At 69.2% G+C, this 17454-nt stretch carries 17 protein-coding genes; 5 read left to right on the top strand and 12 right to left on the bottom strand.

The genetic code is table 11. From position 1 onward, the window contains the following. Positions 1-12: 12 nt before the first annotated feature. A complete protein-coding gene (locus ACETK8_RS19340; RefSeq protein ID WP_374037451.1) occupies positions 13-438 on the top strand; it encodes a pilus assembly FimT family protein in 426 nt (141 codons plus the stop codon). Here ACETK8_RS19340 and ACETK8_RS19335 read toward each other — a convergent pair. Genes ACETK8_RS19335 through ACETK8_RS19325 form a run of 3 tightly spaced genes read right to left on the bottom strand, consistent with a single transcriptional unit; the run spans position 383 to position 3067 of the window. After that, positions 383-1456, bottom strand: a complete 1074-nt coding sequence (locus ACETK8_RS19335; protein WP_374037450.1) for a hypothetical protein — start codon at positions 1454-1456, stop codon at positions 383-385. The two genes, ACETK8_RS19340 and ACETK8_RS19335, sit on opposite strands and share 56 nt — an antisense overlap. Beyond that, a complete protein-coding gene (locus ACETK8_RS19330) occupies positions 1425-2450 on the bottom strand; it encodes a hypothetical protein (RefSeq protein WP_374037449.1) in 1026 nt (341 codons plus the stop codon). The genes ACETK8_RS19335 and ACETK8_RS19330 overlap by 32 nt, the downstream gene beginning before the upstream one ends. Further along, on the bottom strand, positions 2447-3067 hold the full coding sequence (locus ACETK8_RS19325) for a prepilin-type N-terminal cleavage/methylation domain-containing protein (protein ID WP_374037448.1): 621 nt from the start codon (positions 3065-3067) through the stop codon (positions 2447-2449). The genes ACETK8_RS19330 and ACETK8_RS19325 overlap by 4 nt, the downstream gene beginning before the upstream one ends. 97 nt (positions 3068-3164) lie before the next feature. Here ACETK8_RS19325 and ACETK8_RS19320 point away from each other — a divergent pair, with 97 nt between their 5' ends. Further along, a complete protein-coding gene (locus ACETK8_RS19320; RefSeq protein ID WP_374037447.1) occupies positions 3165-4226 on the top strand; it encodes a cell wall hydrolase in 1062 nt (353 codons plus the stop codon). 77 nt (positions 4227-4303) lie between these two features. Here the strand turns inward: ACETK8_RS19320 and ACETK8_RS19315 are convergent, their stop codons facing one another. The 6 genes from ACETK8_RS19315 to ACETK8_RS19290 form a co-directional block, all read right to left on the bottom strand. Continuing rightward, positions 4304-5179 (bottom strand): hypothetical protein, encoded by an 876-nt coding sequence (locus tag ACETK8_RS19315; protein WP_374037446.1) that lies wholly within the window; start codon positions 5177-5179, stop codon positions 4304-4306. Between the two features lie 17 nt (positions 5180-5196). Continuing rightward, positions 5197-5871 (bottom strand): ABC transporter ATP-binding protein, encoded by a 675-nt coding sequence (locus ACETK8_RS19310; RefSeq protein ID WP_374037445.1) that lies wholly within the window; start codon positions 5869-5871, stop codon positions 5197-5199. Beyond that, positions 5871-7034 (bottom strand): chain-length determining protein, encoded by a 1164-nt coding sequence (locus ACETK8_RS19305; RefSeq protein WP_374037444.1) that lies wholly within the window; start codon positions 7032-7034, stop codon positions 5871-5873. The genes ACETK8_RS19310 and ACETK8_RS19305 overlap by 1 nt, the downstream gene beginning before the upstream one ends. A gap of 40 nt (positions 7035-7074) precedes the next feature. Then, complete coding sequence (locus ACETK8_RS19300; RefSeq protein ID WP_374037443.1) at positions 7075-7800, bottom strand: ABC transporter permease; 726 nt, start codon at positions 7798-7800, stop codon at positions 7075-7077. A 191-nt stretch (positions 7801-7991) separates the two neighbouring features. Continuing rightward, positions 7992-9053 carry a nucleotidyltransferase family protein gene (locus tag ACETK8_RS19295; protein WP_374037442.1) on the bottom strand — a complete coding sequence of 354 codons (1062 nt, stop codon included), beginning with the start codon at positions 9051-9053 and terminating at the stop codon, positions 7992-7994. Further along, positions 9050-10054: a GDP-mannose 4,6-dehydratase gene (locus ACETK8_RS19290; RefSeq protein ID WP_374037441.1), complete on the bottom strand. Its 1005-nt coding sequence runs from the start codon at positions 10052-10054 to the stop codon at positions 9050-9052. The genes ACETK8_RS19295 and ACETK8_RS19290 overlap by 4 nt, the downstream gene beginning before the upstream one ends. A 93-nt stretch (positions 10055-10147) precedes the next feature. Between ACETK8_RS19290 and ACETK8_RS19285 the strand changes: the two genes are divergently transcribed. Next, positions 10148-10861 carry a cytidylyltransferase domain-containing protein gene (locus ACETK8_RS19285; protein ID WP_374037440.1) on the top strand — a complete coding sequence of 238 codons (714 nt, stop codon included), beginning with the start codon at positions 10148-10150 and terminating at the stop codon, positions 10859-10861. Here the strand turns inward: ACETK8_RS19285 and neuC are convergent. After that, positions 10858-12006: a UDP-N-acetylglucosamine 2-epimerase gene (gene neuC, locus ACETK8_RS19280; RefSeq protein WP_374037439.1), complete on the bottom strand. Its 1149-nt coding sequence runs from the start codon at positions 12004-12006 to the stop codon at positions 10858-10860. The genes ACETK8_RS19285 and neuC overlap by 4 nt on opposite strands. 296 nt (positions 12007-12302) lie before the next feature. On the opposite strand from neuC, the gene ACETK8_RS19275 reads away from it, so the two are divergent. Together ACETK8_RS19275 and ACETK8_RS19270 are read left to right on the top strand one after the other, a co-directional pair. Continuing rightward, positions 12303-13475, top strand: a complete 1173-nt coding sequence (locus ACETK8_RS19275; RefSeq protein WP_374037438.1) for an OmpA family protein — start codon at positions 12303-12305, stop codon at positions 13473-13475. A 330-nt stretch (positions 13476-13805) separates the two neighbouring features. Next, complete coding sequence (locus ACETK8_RS19270; RefSeq protein ID WP_374037437.1) at positions 13806-14831, top strand: class I SAM-dependent methyltransferase; 1026 nt, start codon at positions 13806-13808, stop codon at positions 14829-14831. 3 nt (positions 14832-14834) lie between these two features. Here ACETK8_RS19270 and ACETK8_RS19265 read toward each other — a convergent pair whose 3' ends face one another. Next, positions 14835-16127 (bottom strand): tetratricopeptide repeat protein, encoded by a 1293-nt coding sequence (locus ACETK8_RS19265; protein ID WP_374037436.1) that lies wholly within the window; start codon positions 16125-16127, stop codon positions 14835-14837. 202 nt (positions 16128-16329) lie between these two features. After that, entirely contained in the window at positions 16330-17427 is a 1098-nt protein-coding gene (locus ACETK8_RS19260) for a DegT/DnrJ/EryC1/StrS family aminotransferase (protein WP_374037435.1), read from the bottom strand. Positions 17428-17454: the final 27 nt, after the last annotated feature.

Raw genomic sequence — 17454 nt, 5'->3', positions numbered from 1 at the left:
TGCCGGGAGGGCATGTCCCTCCTGGAAATCCTGGTCGTGCTGGCGATCTTCGCCATGGGGACGGCGGTCATCATGCCGTCGTCGGCAAAGATGCTGGACCAGGCGACGGCCCACGCGGTCTTCTTCGAGTTCCAGCGCGAGGTGTCCGACCTCCGTCGCGAGGCTAATCGCACCGAGACGCCGATCCGTCTGATCGACCCGCAGGTCCAGCCCGATCCGGCGCTGGGCGAGCGGCGAGTGCGGCTGAGGGAGCCGTGGCGCTACACCATGGCTCCGACGCTGGAGATCGACGAAGGCGGCGCGTGCGGGACGACGACGGCCAATCTGTTGAACGGCGACCGGGTCGTCATGACCCTGAGGACCGACGACGGGACCTGTCGGTTCAGCCGGCTGCAGACAACGGCGGCGCCGCCTCGCGAACCTTCATCTCCACAATGAGCGACTGCGAGGTCGGCTCGGTGCGCGGGCGCACGTCGTAGAAATAGCCCGAGCCCTCGAACTCCTCGATCAGCTGGTCGGCGATGGCCACCGCCGCATAGGGCAGGGTCAGGGTGATGGCGTCCTGACCGGCCTCCACCGCCGTCGGGGTGATGTCGTGATAGGCGACGATGCCGATGGCGGCGCCGGCGGCGCTGATGGGGTTGGTGGCCTCTTCCAACCGCTGATAGTCGGCCAGACGGCGACGGTCGATCTCCAGCGCCTGAAGGACGCCGGCGCGGGGCGTATCGGCCCGCATCTTGGCCGCCTCGACGCCGATCCGGCCGGCGTCGTCGCGAAGCTGAATTCCCTGGCCCAGCAGGAACATTGCAGCGGCGCAGGCGGCGACGGCGAAGCCGCCGGCCGCGGCCCCGATGGCCTGGTTCCGCGAGATCTCGGCGCGGGCCAGGGAGAAGGCCTCGCCGTCATAGTCCACGGGCAGAGATTGCGAGGTCGGCGGTTCGTCGGGCGCGTCGACGCCGCGCTGCAGGCTGGTGAAGGCCCGCCACGCCGGACCGTCGAACCGATCCCGGCGCCAGGCGGAGGCCACAAGGGCGCCCTGGCTCCACAGCTGGGCCTCGTAGCCGAAGCGCAGGCGAACCACGCGCCAGCCGTTGGCGGCGGGCTGAGCCAGGGTCTCGGGCCGGATCGCGGGCAGGACGCCGCCGAAGCGATCGGACACGGCCTGGGGCAGGCGGTCGATATCCCACCACCAGATGCCGAAGTCGCCGCCGGCCTTCACCAGGGCCGCGCCGCCGACCAGATAGGGCGAGGCCAGCTTGGCGTGCAGGCGCGCGGCCTGACGCCGGCGCGACCGGGGCAGGGCGGCGCTGTCGAAGATCTGGAAGGCGCAGAGATCGCGGGCCAGTAGAAGCACGGGCCGGCGCAGGCGGCCGAGCGCGCCGCCGGGATGCAGCGCCTCCAGCGTCCCGTCGGAGCCGAGGAAATCAACGCGTGGGATAAGGAAAGGCAGGTGCATCTGTGGGATCGGCTCTGGTCCGCTGGGGACCTTCGAAGGTTTCGGTCTGGTCGATCCAGAAGGGTTGATCCGGATCGCCCGGGGTCAGCGAAAGCCGACCGCGATAGACCCAGGGCGATTGCGTGTCGCGGATCGTAAAGATCATCCGCCCCGAAGGATATGTGTAGATGGCCAGGGGGTCGATATTCAGGTCCCGGCCGATGATCGCGCCCAGATCGGCCATGGACAGGATCGCACCCCGGTCCCGCGCCGCGATCGCCCTCTGGGTCTCGGTCTCGGTCAGGCCGAAGCGGATCCGGAGCGCGGCGGGGGGGGCGGTGTTGACGTTGCCGGTCGCCTCGGTGCTGTCGGCGACGACATTGTCGCGCAGCGCCCGCCATCGACGGGCGTCCACGGCTTCCCGCACCCCGAGCACCGACAGCCATTCGGCGCCCAGCAGGAGGCGACGGTTGGCAGGCCCGCCCTCGTCATAGTCGTCCGCCTCGGCCCCGTTGAGCGTCCTCAAGTCGTCGGAATCGACATAGTCCTGAAGACGCGGATAGAGGTCGCGGCGCCGGGTGATCGACAGGCCCGAGGCGGTCGCGAGCCGATCCAGCCCGGCCTGGTCCAGGGTCGAGACGTTGATGAGACCGGCCTGGTCCTGCACCCCGATCAGGGTCGGCACGCCGTCGATGGAAGCCTGATAGGGGCGGCCATCCATCCGGAGGTCTCCCGATCGCACGCCTGTGGTGAAGCTGGGCGTCATACCCAGAAACTCGCTGACGCGGCGCAGGCCGCCGACCTCGACGCCGGTGGGCGAGAAGGGTTCGGTGGCGGCCATCATGGTCACCGCCGCCTCGGCCGTCAGGGCGCGTTCCATGAAACGGATCCGCGACCGCGCGCTCTGCGCCTCGGCCGTCAGGCTGGACAGGGCCGTGATGGCGACCAGGAAGACGATGGTCACCACGCCGGTCACGGCGAGGACGGCGGGCAGGGCGAAGCCGCGGCGGGTCAACCTCCGAACTCGCTTTCTCGCGTCCAGCGCTGCATCGGGCCGGAGGTGACGCCGTCCAGAACATCGATCTGGCCCGGCGCGTCGAGCCGCACGAACAGGCGCAAGTAGCGCAGCTGGCTCGGGTCGGCGAAGGCCGTGGGATCGGAGCTGTAGCGGGAGTCCCACTCCCGGCCGTCGGAGGAGAAGGTGAAGCCCGCGCGTCCGGCGGGGACGGCCATCAGGGTCACGGTGCGGGCCCCCGCCCGACAGACAAGGGCCTGTCCCCCGTCGCGGTCTTCCAGAACCAGAGACAGCTGACCGGCCCAGCCCTGGGGCGCGCAAGGGGTGGCCCGTTTCATGACCACGGGCCCCTCCAAGCGGTCGGGCTCGCCCGTCACGGGCGTGTCCAGGCCCGTCTGGGCCATGGCGGGCGGACGAAGGGCGAAGCTCTGGATCACGGTCCGCAGATCCGACACCGAGATGTCGGCGTCCGCCGCCGCCATGGCGCGTCGGCCCAGGGCGAAGCCGCTGTCGCCGGCCTTCGTGCCGATCGAAAAGACGATGGCCAGCGCCATTCCGCCGATGGCCAGGACGACCAGGGCCTCGATCAGGGAAAATCCGGTTCTGCTGCGTCGCATCCCCCGGTTCTAGCGATCCGGAGCGGCGGAATCGAGCGTCCATGCCGCTCCGCTTGGCCGTCAGGACCATCGCTGGTAATGAGGCGGCGTCTCGGGGATGCGTGTGAACACACAGAAGATCAGACTGGGCGTTCTGGCCGGCGTGATTGGCGTCATCGCGATCCACGCGCCGACGCACGTCTTCGCCTCGGTCGCTCCGTCCGTCTCGGCCGTGTCCGAGGAGACGGAAACCGACGCCCAGCGCCGCGAACGACTGAACGCACGGATGGCCGAGATGTTGCGCTCAGGCGACGGCGCGCGCCTGACCCAGCCCGAGGCGCAGCGTCCCGCGCGGCGCGCACAACGCCACAGCGCCCCGGCTCGCGCCGCGCCCCCTCCGGCCCGACCCGCCTCCACGCCGGCGCCCGCCACGGCCCTGGCGATGAACGTCGCGCCGCCCGCGTCGTCGGGCAATAGCTGGGTCCTGGGCGGCGAGGCCGCGGCGACCTCCAGCTTCGCGCCCCCGCCCGTCACCAGCGCGCCGGTCCGGCGTTCCGGCGGGGCCTATTACACCCCGCCCCGCCTGGATCTGGTCACCGCGCCGCGCGTGCCGACCGACCCGGTCGAATGCCTGACCCAGGCGATCTACTACGAGGCGCGCAACGAGAGCGAAGAGGGCCAGGCGGCCGTGGCCGAGGTGGTCATCAACCGCACGCGCAGCGGCCTCTATCCGCAGTCGGTCTGCGAGGTCGTCTATCAGCGCAACACCCGCACCTGTCAGTTCACCTTCACCTGCGACGGCGCCATCGGGCGCGGCGCGGTGGACATGGAGAAATGGGCCAGGGCCGAACGGATCGCGCGCGACGTTCATTCGGGGCGCTCGCAGGCCATCCTGCCGGCCAACTCCGTCAACTATCACGCCAGCTACGTCTCGCCCTCGTGGGGACGCCGGCTGGAGCGGGTGCGCCAGATCGGCACCCATATCTTCTACGGCGCCGCCCTGGGCGGCGGAGTTCCGCCCGGAGCCGCCACCACGGTCGCCGCCGTCGCCGGGGCGGTGGAGGGCGGTCTCGTCTTCGTCCGCAACGAAGGCCTGGACCGGGCCTACGACGCGTTCCGAAACGCCGGCGCCCAGGCCGCGGCGCCGGCGCGTCCGGCGACGACGGGCGGGCAGCCGTAAACCCGGGGTCGACGCCCACCATCCGAAGTGACGGATCTCCTCGCGCCTTATGTCTGAGGCCTCGACCCGACCTCGCTCTAGATCGGCCGCACTTCCACGATCCGGTCGGTCGGGGTGGGCGGCGACGGGTCGTCGTCGGCGACGCGGGTCACGCGGCAGCTCTGGAAATCCAGCAGGCCTTCGAACACCGGGTGGGCGGTCCAGATGCGGAGCTGGGCGGGGGCATGCGCGTCCCAGATCCGGTCCAGATTGATGCCGTAGGCGCCCCGATGCTGGATGTCGCTCATCACGCGGCAGTATTCGTTCCCCGTGCCCCATTCGAACAGCAGGGGGACGTGACCGCGTTCGGGATCGACCGCGAAGCGGACGTCCACGCGCCACCGGCCCTGGGGCAGATGGATGTAGGGACCGAACACAAGCGGGCGCATCCGGCCCGTGACGTCGATCCAGGTGGTTTCGCCGACGCGGCGGAGACCCTCGGGATAGGCGAACCAGTGCGGCGCCCAGTTGGCGGTGGCGCCCGCCTTCACCGGCATCTCGTCATAGAGCGCCAGGGGCGATTCCGCGGCCAGCGGGTGAATGTGGTAGCGCTCGCCCTCGCGGCGCTCGACCAGGCCCAGGAAGGGGAATTCGAGCTGATAGCGGGCGGCGGCCAGGACCGGGGCGCCGAGGCGCGCGGCGATCTCCGTTTCGGCCAGGGCGTGGGAGCGGATGATGAGGTCTTCGCCGCCGGCGGGGACCGAGGGATCGCTCGTGCCGACGGCAGACGGGTCGGACACGATGCAGCGGGTCAGTTCCGGCCGCATCGCCGAGGCGTGATGAGCGAAGAACAAACCGGTCGCGCCCGGCGGCGGACCGTCGGCGTGCACGTCCGCGAACGACCACCCCATGGAGGCGGCCTTGTGGATCAGGGCGTCCCGCCACAGCACGCCCGCGGAGGTGGGCGTGATCATTACGGTCAGACTGTCCATCAGGCGGCGCGCAGCCAACTGTAGACGTCGACCGCCTCGGCGACATCGTGGAACATCTTGCCTCGTCCGCTCTCGATGATGAGGGCGCGGTCGCAGTAGTGGGCCACCAGATGGGTGTCGTGCGACGCCATCATGAAGGCGCGGTCGCCGCGACGCTGGAACAGTTCGTCCTGGCATTTCTGCTGGAAGCGGGCGTCGCCGACGGCGACCAGTTCGTCGATCAGATAGCAATCGAACTCGATGGCCAGGGACAGGCCGAAGGCCAGGCGGGCGCGCATGCCGGAGGAATAGTGTTTCACCGGAAGGCGCAGGGAGGGGCCCAGTTCGGCGAAGTCATCCACCCGCTCGAGCGTCTCCTTGTAGTCCTTGGCGTAGAGGCGCGAGAGAAAGCGCACGTTGTCGAGGCCGGACAGACTGCCCTGGAAGCCGCCGCCGAAGCCGATGGGCCAGGACGCCGACATGCGCCAGTCGATCTCGCCCATCGTCGGCGGCAGGACGCCGCCCAGCATCTTGATCAGGGTGGACTTGCCCTGGCCGTTCCGCCCCAGGATCGCCAGCCTGCCGCTTCGCCCGAGGTTGAAGTCGAGGTTGCTGAAGACCGGCTTGATCTGGCCGTGGAACGTCTTGCCGACGCCGACCACGCGCAGGCCAGGGTCCTCTACGAGGTCCTGCATCAGTCTTGCCGGTGCTCGCGAACGCCCGCCCAGACCAGCCAGCCCACGGCGTAGATCAGAAGGCTACTGGCGAAGATCGTCAGGATGGCGATCCAGCGGCGCGGCTCCACCGGCTTGTCCGGCAGGTTCGGGCTGACGATGCGGTCCAGGTACAGCTTCTGACGGCGCGCGTCGTGCTGGGCCGAGACCAGCGAGGCGGTGGCCTGGGCCAGTTCGCGGTCGGCCAGTTCGCGCTGCAGCGACAGGGTCTCGTAGACGCCGAGGCGCGGGGCCAGGGAGGTCGAGGTGCCGGCGACCTTGGCGCGTTCCGCGGCGATCTGACGTTCGTAGGCGGCGATCCGGCCCTCGATGACGGGCAGTTGCGGACTCTGCGGGGCCTCGGCGGCCAGCTGGTCGCGGTCGGCGCGCAACTGGGCGACCGTGGCCAGAAGGCCGCCGATCAGGGTGGAACTCTCACGCGCGGCCAGTTCGGGGTCGAGGAACTGTTCCCGGTTCCGGAAGGCGGTCAGCTGGTTCTGGATGTCCGTCAGCTTGGTCTGGGCCTCGTCGCGCGCGATCGTGGCCTCGGCGACCGCATCGGCGCGCGCCCGGTCGTTCAGCCGGTTGACCAGTTGCTCTCCGCCGGCCAGCAGGGCCTCGTTGAGGCTGCGGGCGTCCTGAGCCCGGAAGCCTTCGACCCGCAGGGTGCTGATGCCGGTGGTGGAATCGAAGCCCACCGTCACGAAGCGCTGGAAGCCCTTGTAGAGGCCCTCCTGGCTGCGCGAATCCCAGAAGCGCGGATACCGCGAGAAGGCGTCGGCGCCCGGCGGGTTCAACATGGCGGCGATGTCGTACCGACGACCGAGCTGCTCCAGGGCGTCACGCGAGGTGATGTATTCATGGACGGCGAAGGCCTCTGACTGGGCCGAGGAGAGACCCACGCCTTGAAGGGCGACGCCGAGGGCGGAGGGGGTGCTCTGGTTGGCCTGACGCACGATGAAGCGCGCTTCGGAGACGTAGCGAGGCGTGGCGATCAGCAGGAAGTAGATCATCGCCAGCATGGTCGGCAGTGCGACGACCATGAGGAAGCCCACGGGCAACCGGCGCCACCATGGCTTCGGCTCCTGCCGGAACGTCAGGGCCTCGGGGATCGGTCCGAGGTAGTTGATTTGCGATTCAGCCATGTTCAGTCCGTGCGGAGACCCGGTCTCCGTTGGTCAGTGTTTACTCGACGTCGATGCGATCGCGCGACGCCGAGATGATGAGCAGCCCCAGAATGTTGAAGACCGTGCCGACGAAGAAGGCGTACGGCGGATCGTAGTAGGTCGTCACGAACTCGCCAAACGTCGCCGACCGGATCATCTCGACCCCGTGCACGAAGGGAATGAGGAGGTAGATGTCTCGGTAGGCGGCCGGCAGCCAGGCCACCATGAAGAAGACCCCCGAGATCGGGATCAGCGAATAGCTGATCAGGCCGATCAGGCGCTCCATCAGCTCGTAGCGCATGGCCAGGCCCGTCAGGATCAGGGAGAAACCGACCGACACCCAGGCCAGCAGGAACCACCCGGAATAGAGGAGCAGATAGTCGTGCGGCAGGTCGACCTGTCCCAAGGCCAGAAGCACGACATAGACGATGAAGAAGGCGGCGGTCGCCCCGCCCAGCTCCAGAAGGATGCGCGCCATGAAGATGTGCATCGGTGCGATCTGGCGGTGATACATCAGGCCGAGGTTGGCCTGGAGCGCCGTGGCCAGAAGCCCGATCATGTGTCGCGTCAGAATGAGCGACATGTATCCGGTCATCACGAAGGGGGCGAGGCGGATGCCGTGCTCGTAGGACGGCTTGGTCGCGGTCCACAGCAGAAGCACGCCGAAGCAGAACATCAGGGGTTCGGCGATGAGCCAGGCGAAGCCCAGCCCCTGGCGCCCGTAGCGCGTCGTCAGCTCTCTCATGATGAGAGCGCCGAGGATGCGCGATTGACGCTCGACTGCGCCCATTATCATTCCGGCCACACTGAAAACGAAACCCCCGGGGGCGATGTCGCGCCGGGCCAAGCTCCATGGGCCCGGTGCGCAGTCAGGTCAATATGGTGGAGCCGTCCCGCCCGCCTGACCGCGATGATCTGTGGTTTCGCGGCTCTAGGTCAGTGGGGATCGAACACCGCGCCGAAATCGGTCTGGGCGCTCTCGAAATCGGGGGGCCGGCCGATGTCCAGCCAGTATTCGTGGATGGGGTAGGCGCCGACCACCTCTCCGTCCGAGGCGAGGCCCGCCAGCAGTTCGGGCATGTCGTAGGGGCCGCTGTCGGGAATACGCGACAGGACCGACCCGTCCAGACAATAGACCCCGGCGTTGGCCAGCCAGCGGAAGGTCGGCTTTTCGCGCAGAGCCGTCATGCGGACGCCATCCACCTCGGCCACGCCGTGGGGCGCCTGGAACTGGTGCTCGCGCAGACAGAGCGTGGCCTTGGCGCCATGTTCCTCGTGGAAATCGATCAGGCCGCCGAAGGCCATCCGCGTCAGGACGTCGCCGTTCATGACCAGCATCGGGCTGGTGATCGGACCGCGCACCAGCGACAGGGCGCCGGCCGTGCCGCGCGGGTGATCCTCTCGCAGGTATTCGATCTCGATCCCCATAGCGGATCCGTCGCCGAAATGGTCGACGATCATCTCGGCCAGATAGTTCACGGCCAGGCGGAAGCGGCTGAACCCCTGGGCCCGCAGACGTTCGATGATGGTCTCCAGAAGCGGGCGGCCCGCCACCTTCAGCATCGGCTTGGGGCAGGTCTGGGTCAGGGGGGCCAGACGCACCCCGCGCCCGCCGGCCATGATGACCACCAGATTGTCTCGTGCGCGGGCGGCGCCGACCGTGTCGGGATAGAGGCCGACCACCCGGCCCGAGCGATCGACCAGGGGAGCCAGGGTGACGCCCCGCTCCTCCAGTCGTTGCAGGGCGACGATGTCGGACCCCTCGACGGGCAGGGAGACCGGCGCGGGGTTCATCACCTCGCGTATGGGCGCATCCATCGGCAGACGACGCAGGAGGCCGCGCCGGATGTCGCCGTCGGTCACGCTGCCGATCAGGCGGCGGTTTTCGTCGATGACGACGATGAGCTTCCTGCGGATCGCATCCAGCCGGGCGATGGCGTCCAGCAGGGGCGCGTCGGGCCCCAGCAGGTTCTCGGCTATGCCCCCCGCCTGGCTCACACCGCATACTCCGCCGGGCGATAGAGGCCCGGATTGTCGCGGATGAAGGCCACGGTCCGGGCCAGCCCCTCCTCGACGGAGATCGACGGCGTCCAGCCGAGGCGTTTCTTGGCCAGAGACGCGTCGGCGTGCAGACGCTCGACCTCGCTGGCGGCGGGACGGATCCGCTGGGGATCGGGTTCGACCTCCACCGGCAGGCCGGCCGCTGCGCCGATCATGGCGGGCAGGTCGCCGATCGCGATCTCGCGTCCGCCGCCCGTGTGGACGGTCAGCCCCTCGATGCCCGGAACCGTCGCGGCCCGCAGGAAGGCGTCGGCCGTGTCGTCGACGAAGACGAAGTCGCGGGTGGGGCGGGTGTCGCCCAGCTTGATCGGTCGCCCGGCCAGCAACTGGACCGTGATCGCGGGGATGACGGCGCGGGCGCTCTGGCGCGGACCGAAGGTGTTGAAGGGGCGGAGCGTCACGACCGGTGTCTCGAACGACCGGTGGTAGCTCTCGGCCAGCTTGTCCGCCGCGATCTTGGAGGCGGAGTAGGGGGACTGGCCGACCAGCGGATGAGCCTCCGTCATCGGTACGAACTGGGCCGAGCCGTAGACCTCGCTGGTCGAGGTGTGGACCAGCCGCTGGACGCCCAGCTCGCGCACGGCCTGAAGCACATTCATCGTGCCCAGGATGTTGGTGCGGACGTAGCTCTCGGGCGCCAGGTACGAATAGGGGATGGCGATCAGGGCGCCGAGGTGGAAGACGATCTCCCGGTCCGTCACGGCGTCATACACGCTGTCCCGGTCGGCTAGGTCGCCGCGCCGCACGTCGATCTCGCCCCGGATCGGCGAACGATCCAGCCAGCCGGCGTCCCCATCGGAGGTGTAGCGGACCAGGGTCCGGACCTCGGCCCCGACCCCGACCAGCCGTTCGCACAGCCGGCTGCCGATGAAGCCGCCCGCGCCGGTGACCAGAACCCGTCGGCCGTTCAGGGCCTTGCTGACCGCCTCGATGTCCACGACCGACCTGCCCGGCGTCCGGCGGCGTGATTGCGCCCGGACCGTCCGAATCAGAGTCTAAAGGAGCGCTACTGGCGCGTCACGGAGGCGGACATGATCGGCGAGGGCGCATCCGCCGGACGGGTTCTGGGTCTGGTCCCCGCGCGCGCCGGGTCGCAGGGCCTGCCGGGCAAGAACGTGCGCCCTCTGGCCGGGCGGCCGATGGCGGCCTGGACTTTGGAGGCCTGTCGCGAATCCCGCCTGCTGGATCAGGTCGTGGTCTCGACCGACGACGAGGCCGTCGCCGCCGTGGCGACCGAAATGGGCTTCCCGCCGCCCTTCCGTCGCCCCGATCATCTGTCCGGTCCGCAGGCTTCGGTGATCGACGCGGTCGAACATGCGCTCGAGACCCTCGGCGGCCGCTGGGACTATGTCGTTCTGCTGCAGCCGACCTCGCCGCTCAGGCTCGGCATCGACATCGATGCGGCGATCACGCTCTGCCACGCCAGCGGCGTCTCTTCGGTGATCGGGGTGTCGCCGGTGCTGAAGCCTCAGACCTTCTATGGACGCGTCGGTCACGAGGGACGGTTCCGGCAGGACGAAACCCGGCCCGAAGAGCCGGTCATCATCAACGGCGCCGTCTATGTGGGACGGCCGGAAATCGTGCTGGAGCGTCGCACCTTCCTGGGGCCGGATACCTTGGCGCATGTGATGCCGCCCGAGCGAGGATGGGACGTCGATACCGCCTTCGACTTCGCCGTCTGCGAGGCGCTCTGGCCCCATGTGCGCGGCGACCGGGCCGGGCCGCTGGACAGCGTGCGCCGCTAGCTGAAATCGAGATCGATGAAGGGTTTGCGGGCCAGCCCCGTGAAGTCGGTCGTCTCAAGGATCGCGGCGATCCGCGTCCCGGCCTGTCCGTCACCGAATGTAGCGGGCTGAATGCGCGCCTGAGTCTGGAACTCCGGCGTCAGGGCGCGGGCGATGGCCTCGGCCACCGCGCCGGGCTCTAGAGCGCAGTCGATCACGCCGGGGCTTCGCAGGCGTCCGGCCTGACGGTCCCCGACATTGACGACCGGCGCGCCCACCGCCGGCGCCTCGATCAGGCCGCTGGAAGAGTTGCCAACGACGGCGGCGCAGGCGGTGAGGGCGGCGGCATAGCCTCGTGCGCCCAGCGATTCGGCGACCCGAATCTGGTCCGGACGGGCGGCGGCGAAGTCGAAGATGGCTTTCCGGATCTCATCGGCTCCGGCGTCGGCGTTGGGCAGGGTGATGAGGACGACGCGATCCTCGACGTGCGCCAGTCCGCCGAGAAAGGCCTCGATCTGCGCGCGGGGCGACAGCGATCCCAGGGTCTCCGGATGGAAGGTGACCAGAAGAAAGCCGGGCGGCAGGTCCAGCCCGGTGATGGCCGACGCCTCCGCCGGCGTGCTGCGACCGAAGGCCGTCAGATTGTCGATCCCGGTCGATCCGACGGTGAAGACGCGTTCGGGCGCCTCTCCCATCTGCAACAGGCGGCGGCGATAGGGTTCGGCGGCGGTGAAATGCAGGGCGGCCAGCTTGGTGATCGCATGGCGGACGGCGTCGTCCACGGCCCCTTCCGTCCGATGGCCGCCTTCCAGATGCAGGATCGGCAGGCCCAGGGGTACGGCCGCCGCCGCCGCCGCCAGCGCCTCGGTCCGGTCGCCCAGGATCATGATGGCGTCCAGATCCAGCTCGGCATAGGCTCGGGCGCACCCCGCCAGGGTCTCGGCCATGTCCAGCGCCGCCGACAGTCCTTCGTCGCCCGCCATGGGGGAGGGAACGCGCGCGGCCGGCGTCCGGCCGTCCGCCTCGATCTCCTTCAGGGTGGCGCCGTGCCGCTGCGACAGATGCGCCCCCGAAACGATCAGGAGCGGACGAATCGTCTCCGATTTGTCAAAGGCGGTGAGGACGGGACGCAACAGCCCGTATTCCGCCCGGGTCGCCGTAAACACTCCGATGTTCCTGTTCGCCCGGATCATCCGCTGGCAGCTCCCGTCAGACCACGACGGCATAGCGGGGTTCGCGCCGTCGAGATAGCGGGCGCCCGCCCGGCCCAGATGACGCCGCGTGCGGCGCCACCTTATGGCCCAGCTTGCCGATTTCCCCTGTAGCTTCAACGTCACGCTCAAGGTTCCAGCGGTCAAATCGGCATGGGCCGCTATCGACCTCCTGCAGCAACGCTGTTATGACCCCGGAAGGCGGTGAGACCGCCGCAATAATCAATTATGGCTGCGGAGGGCTCACACCCATGCGTTTCAAGACCTTGTTCCTGGCTTCCAGCGCGGCGGCGGCTCTCGCCCTGTCGGCTGGCGCTGCTTCGGCTGAGCCGGACGGCTGGTACGGCGCGATCGACGCCGGCTATCACGTTATCGACGACATCAATCTGGAAGCGTCGGGCAACGGCGTGAACTGGAAGGCGGAGATGAACGACGGCTGGGCCGCGTTCGCGCGTCTGGGCTATCGCTTCAACCCGAACTGGCGCGTCGAGCTCGAGGGCGGCTACCGCTCGGGCGACATCGGCCGCATCCGTCACTCGACGGGCTCGGTTCCGTCGGGCGTCTGCAACGTCTCGCCGGCCGTCGGCCCCTGCCACTCGCCGGAAGGCGACATCGAATCCACCACCCTCATGGCCAATGTCATCTATGACATCGGCGGCGAGTACTGGGGCATTCGTCCGTTCGTCGGCCTGGGCGTCGGCGTCAATCGCGTCAACACCGACTTCGTGGGCACCATCCGCGGCCAGCGCACCGTCGCGATCGCGGCTGACGACACCTCGACCAAGTTCGCCGCCCAGGCCCTGGCCGGTCTGAGCTACGCCGTCGGCGATCGTACGAACATCGACCTGACGTACCGCTACCTGACGGGCGACATGGAGTTCGCGACCTTCACGAACTCGGCCCTGCCGGTGAACAACTACGGCACGTTCGGCGGCGACTACGACCAGAGCCACACGGTGACCCTGGGTCTGCGCTACGCGTTCGGCGGCGAAACCGCCCCGCCCCCGCCGCCGCCCCCGCCCCCGCCGCCGCCGCCTCCTCCGCCCCCGCCGCCTCCTCCGCCCCCGCCGCCGCCTCCGCCGGCTCCGGTCGCGCGTGAGTTCGTGGTCTACTTCGACTGGGATCGCTCGGACCTGACGGCCGAAGCCCGCTCGGTGGTGACCCAGGCGGCCAACTACGCCAAGACGGGTCGTCCGACCCGCGTCCTGGTCGTCGGTCACGCCGACACCTCCGGCTCGGCCGCCTACAACGTGGGCCTGTCGAACCGCCGTGCGCGCACCGTGGCTGACGCCCTGGTCGCTCAAGGCGTCGCCGGCGGCGTCATCGCCCTGGACGGCAAGGGTGAAACCGCCCTGGCCCGCCCGACCGCCGACGGCGTTCGCGAGCCTCTGAACCGTCGCGCCACCATCGGCATCAACTTCTAAGACGTCTGGAAAACGGTCCCGATCTCCCCAAAAGGAGATCGGGACACGAGCCAACGAAACAGAAGATGCCGAGCGCGGGCCCAAGGCCCGAGCGTCGAATTCAGACTGACATTGAGCCCGGCGGTCTCACCCGAGATCGCCGGGTTTTCTGCTTTCGGCGACCCGGATCGTTGCGGAAGCCGGCCAATGTGTTGACCGCGACGTCGTCAGACATCAAACCGCCGGGGTAAGAGGGCGAAGGCCCGGATCGGTCGGCGGGGCGTCGACGGAACGAACAGCAGCCCGACAGGGCGCGCCTTCGACGGGCGTGAGTGCAATGCGGAAACCCTGATGAGTCGCCATATCAAGTCCTTCCGCCACTACCTTTCCAGACTGCCCCTGTTCGGCGGCGTCAACCGGCTGGAGGCCCGGATCGAGGCCCTGGCCCGTCAGACCCATGAGGTGGGCTGTCTCCTCGTCGAACACAGGCGGGAGATGCGGTCCGTCCTGGCGGGAATGAGCCTTCCCAATCCGGCGATCTGGCGAAATCTCCCGGCGATGGTCTCGGGGGAACCGGCCGCCAACGCCTTCCCCATGGCCACCGTCTGCCGCCAGGCCAGCTTCGACGAACCCTATTTCGCCTACTGGGCGGCCCGTCTGGGCGAGGGGCTGCGGTATCACCGCAAGCTCTGGGAATTCGTCTTCATCAGCCAGGTTCTGTGGGAGCGTGGCGCGGTGGTCAGCGGCGCGCGAGGGCTCGGCTTCGGCGTGGGTCTGGAGCCCCTGGCCGCCTTCTTCGCCTCCCAGGATTGTCAGGTCACCGGCACGGACATGAGCCCGGAAGTCGCCCAGGAAGCCGGCTGGGTCGACACCAACGAACACGCCCACGGCAAGGAGGCCCTGCGCCGTCCCTGGGTCTGTCCCGATCATCTGTTCGATCGCAACGTGGCCTTCCGCGAATGCGACATGAACGACATCCCCGACGACCTGCGCGACTATGACTTCTGCTGGTCGGCCTGCGCGCTGGAGCACCTCGGCTCGATCGAGAAGGGGCTGGAGTTCATCGTCCGGTCGGTCGAGTGCCTGAAGCCGGGCGGATGGGCCATCCACACCACGGAGCTGAACCTGAGCTCCAACGAGGACACGGTCGACAACATGGACACCGTCCTGTTCCGTCGTCGCGATCTGGAAGAGCTGAAGGCCCGGCTGGAAGCGCTCGGCCACACCGTCGCGCCGTTCGACTTCGATCCCGGCGTCGATCCGCTGGACGCCTATATCGACATCCCGCCCTACAGGGTCGAGCCGCACCTGAAACTGGCTCTGTGGGGGTATTCGGTGACCTCGGTGGGGCTCATCATCCAGCGCGGCCCCAACTAGGGGTCAGGGAGCAGCCGTCGCCGCCTGGGCCGGGGTACGGCGCATCAGGGCCTTGGCCGCGTTGCGCACGAAGGCGCGACGGCCCAGCCAGCGCGCGAAGGACAGAAGCGGCGTCTGCCGAACCGAAGAGGTCGCGCCCGCCGCGCGCCTTCCCAGGTGATAGTCCACGGCGGCCTTCATATAGGCCGAGTTGCTGGGATCCAGTTCGACCGCCCTCAGGATGTGGGTCCGGGCGTCGGCCGTGTCGCCGTTCAGCCAGCACATATGGGCCGCCCAGCCGTGCAGGTGCGCCACATTGTCCGCCTGGCCGATGACCTCGGCGGCGATGGCGCGAGCCTCTCCGGGACGGCCCGCCACCGCCAGGGCCTGGCCGTGATCGACCAGATAGGTCAGGGCCCGGCCGCTGTCGGCGACCAGACCCTCGAACAGGGCCAGGGCCTCGTCGTGGGCGCCGTTGCGCAGCAGGAGCCGGGCAAGGTTGAGACGGGCATGGTGATTGGCCGGGCTGGCCTCGACCGCACGGCGCGCCAGGGCGAGGGCGAGGCCGCGCCGATGCTCCGGCTGCAGGGAAGCCATTTCTCCCAGATAGACGCCGCTCTGGGCCTTGCGGCTGCGCGCTTCGCGCTCGAAGGCGTCGACGTCCAGCACGTCGTGCAGCGCGCGCAGGACCAGGTCCCCGAGAAGGCCGATCTCGCTGAGGAAGGTGGTCACCGGGTGGGCGGTGTAGGGCAGGCGGATACAGTTCGGGGCGGCCTCTTCGACGATCCGTCGGCCATGCCAGCCGTCCAGCCCCCAGGGATCGAAGGCCAGGATGACCCGCGCCTTGACCTCGAGCGGACCGTTCAGGGCCTTGATCCAGGCGATACGATTGGCGTCCTGGGACCAGCGCCGGTCATGGGCCGCCACCTCCGGGTCGAGAGTATATTGAGGCGACAGGGCCAGGGCGGCGTGGGCACCGACCGCGTCGGCGAACCGGACGGCGGCGTAACCGCCCATGCTCGACCCATAGGTGATGACCCGCGACGCTCCCTCCAGGGTCGCGCGAACGATCGCCAGCGCCGCGTCCAGATCCTCGTACTGGTACCAGTCCTCGGCGCGGCCCATGACGTGGATGGCCGAGATCTTCTGGCTGCGAAGCCAGGACTCACCGAAGCCGGGGCGAGAGAAGCCGTGCCCGATGCCATAGTTGTCGAAGGTCACCACCCAGCGGTCGCGGTCGCCGGCGGCTACCTGGCGCACAACCACATTGTCGCTGCGATAGAGGTCCCGGGTTTCGGACGCGGTTTCAGTACCCAATTCCATGCGCCGAGGTTTAGCGTATCCAAACCGCCCGGCCAATGAGCGCGCGTCGCGGGCGAACCGGCGCCCCTGTCGCGCGAGGGTGGGGGGGGGCGAGGCGCGCGAAGACCGCAAAGGCTGCGGCCCGGAACCGCAAAAAGTCGGCGACCAGACCCGCCGATACCGCCATCGGTGACCGCACAGACGGCCGATGCCGCATTCAGGCGTCCAGCGTGGTCTCGATGACGTCGCAGACGCGGTCGATGTCGGCGTCGGTCAGGCTGCTGCCGGAGGGCAGGCAGAGGCCGTTGGCGAACAGGGCCTCGGCCACGCCGTCGTTGACGACGAGGGCGTCCCGGAAGACGGGCTGGAGGTGCATGGGCTTCCAGACGGGGCGGGCCTCGATGTTCGCCGCATCCAGCGCAAGGCGGAGGTGGTCGGGGCCAGCGCCCGTGATCTCGGGGTCCATCACCATGACGCTGAGCCAGCGGGTGTGGCGGCGGCCCGGCGCCTCGGGCGCGAAGGCGAGGCCGGGGCGGTCGCCGAGCCGGGCGACATAGCGGTCGAAGATGGCGCGCCGACGGGCGACGCGGGCCTCCAGCGTCTCCAGCTGGGCCAGGCCCAGGGCGGCGGCGAGGCTGAGCATCCGGTAGTTGAAGCCGACCTCGGCGTGTTCGTAGTGGATGGCCGGCAGGCGGGCGGCGGCGGCCAGATTGCGGGCACGGGCGATGAGCGCCGCGTCGTCGGAGGCCAGCATGCCGCCCCCGCCCGTGGTGATGATCTTGTTGCCGTTGAAGGAGAAGGCGGCGGCCTGCGCCCCGTGGCCCGCGTGACGGCCGTTCAGGGTCGCGCCGACCGCCTCGGCGGAATCGAGGATGACAGGGACGCCATGGGCGTCGGCGACGGCGCGGATCGCATCGATGTCGCAGCACTGGCCATAGAGATCGGCGGGGCAGATGGCGCGGACGGTCAGGCCTTGGACCTTCGCGCGGTCGAACGCCTGTTCGAGCAGGGCGGGGTCCAGGTTCCAGTCGGCGGCCGAGCAGTCGACGAAGATCGGCCTCGCGCCCGCGTGGACGACGGGGCTGACGCCGCCGATGAAGGTCAGAGTCGGGCAGATGACGGCGTCGCCGGGCTTCAGGTCCAGCATCGTCAGGGCGACCTGGAGGGCCGCCGTGCCCGAGGACAGGGCCGTGGCGTGGCCGAAGCCGGTCGCCTCTGCGAAGGCGCGTTCGAAGGCCTCCACCACCGGCCCGGCGGACGACACCCAGCCGTCGTCGAAGGTCTGGAGCAGGCGCGCGCGCTCGGCAGGACCCATGTCGGGCGCGGAGAGGGAAATGCGGGC

It is taken from the genome of Brevundimonas staleyi (assembly GCF_041893865.1).
Classification (GTDB): Bacteria; Pseudomonadota; Alphaproteobacteria; order Caulobacterales; family Caulobacteraceae; genus Brevundimonas; species Brevundimonas staleyi.
This window is presented reverse-complemented; position numbering and strand designations above follow the sequence as displayed.

Coding starts and splice junctions, on each gene's coding strand:
- ACETK8_RS19320 (WP_374037447.1), top strand. CDS start 3,165: ATGCGTGTGAACACACAGAAGATCAGACTGGGCGTTCTGGCCGGCGTG.
- ACETK8_RS19260 (WP_374037435.1), bottom strand. CDS start 17,427: ATGGGTCCTGCCGAGCGCGCGCGCCTGCTCCAGACCTTCGACGACGGC.
- ACETK8_RS19310 (WP_374037445.1), bottom strand. CDS start 5,871: ATGCAGGACCTCGTAGAGGACCCTGGCCTGCGCGTGGTCGGCGTCGGC.
- ACETK8_RS19285 (WP_374037440.1), top strand. CDS start 10,148: ATGATCGGCGAGGGCGCATCCGCCGGACGGGTTCTGGGTCTGGTCCCC.
- ACETK8_RS19335 (WP_374037450.1), bottom strand. CDS start 1,456: ATGCACCTGCCTTTCCTTATCCCACGCGTTGATTTCCTCGGCTCCGAC.
- ACETK8_RS19315 (WP_374037446.1), bottom strand. CDS start 5,179: ATGATCACGCCCACCTCCGCGGGCGTGCTGTGGCGGGACGCCCTGATC.
- ACETK8_RS19275 (WP_374037438.1), top strand. CDS start 12,303: ATGCGTTTCAAGACCTTGTTCCTGGCTTCCAGCGCGGCGGCGGCTCTC.
- ACETK8_RS19305 (WP_374037444.1), bottom strand. CDS start 7,034: ATGGCTGAATCGCAAATCAACTACCTCGGACCGATCCCCGAGGCCCTG.
- ACETK8_RS19300 (WP_374037443.1), bottom strand. CDS start 7,800: ATGAGAGAGCTGACGACGCGCTACGGGCGCCAGGGGCTGGGCTTCGCC.
- ACETK8_RS19325 (WP_374037448.1), bottom strand. CDS start 3,067: ATGCGACGCAGCAGAACCGGATTTTCCCTGATCGAGGCCCTGGTCGTC.
- ACETK8_RS19340 (WP_374037451.1), top strand. CDS start 13: ATGTCCCTCCTGGAAATCCTGGTCGTGCTGGCGATCTTCGCCATGGGG.
- ACETK8_RS19270 (WP_374037437.1), top strand. CDS start 13,806: ATGAGTCGCCATATCAAGTCCTTCCGCCACTACCTTTCCAGACTGCCC.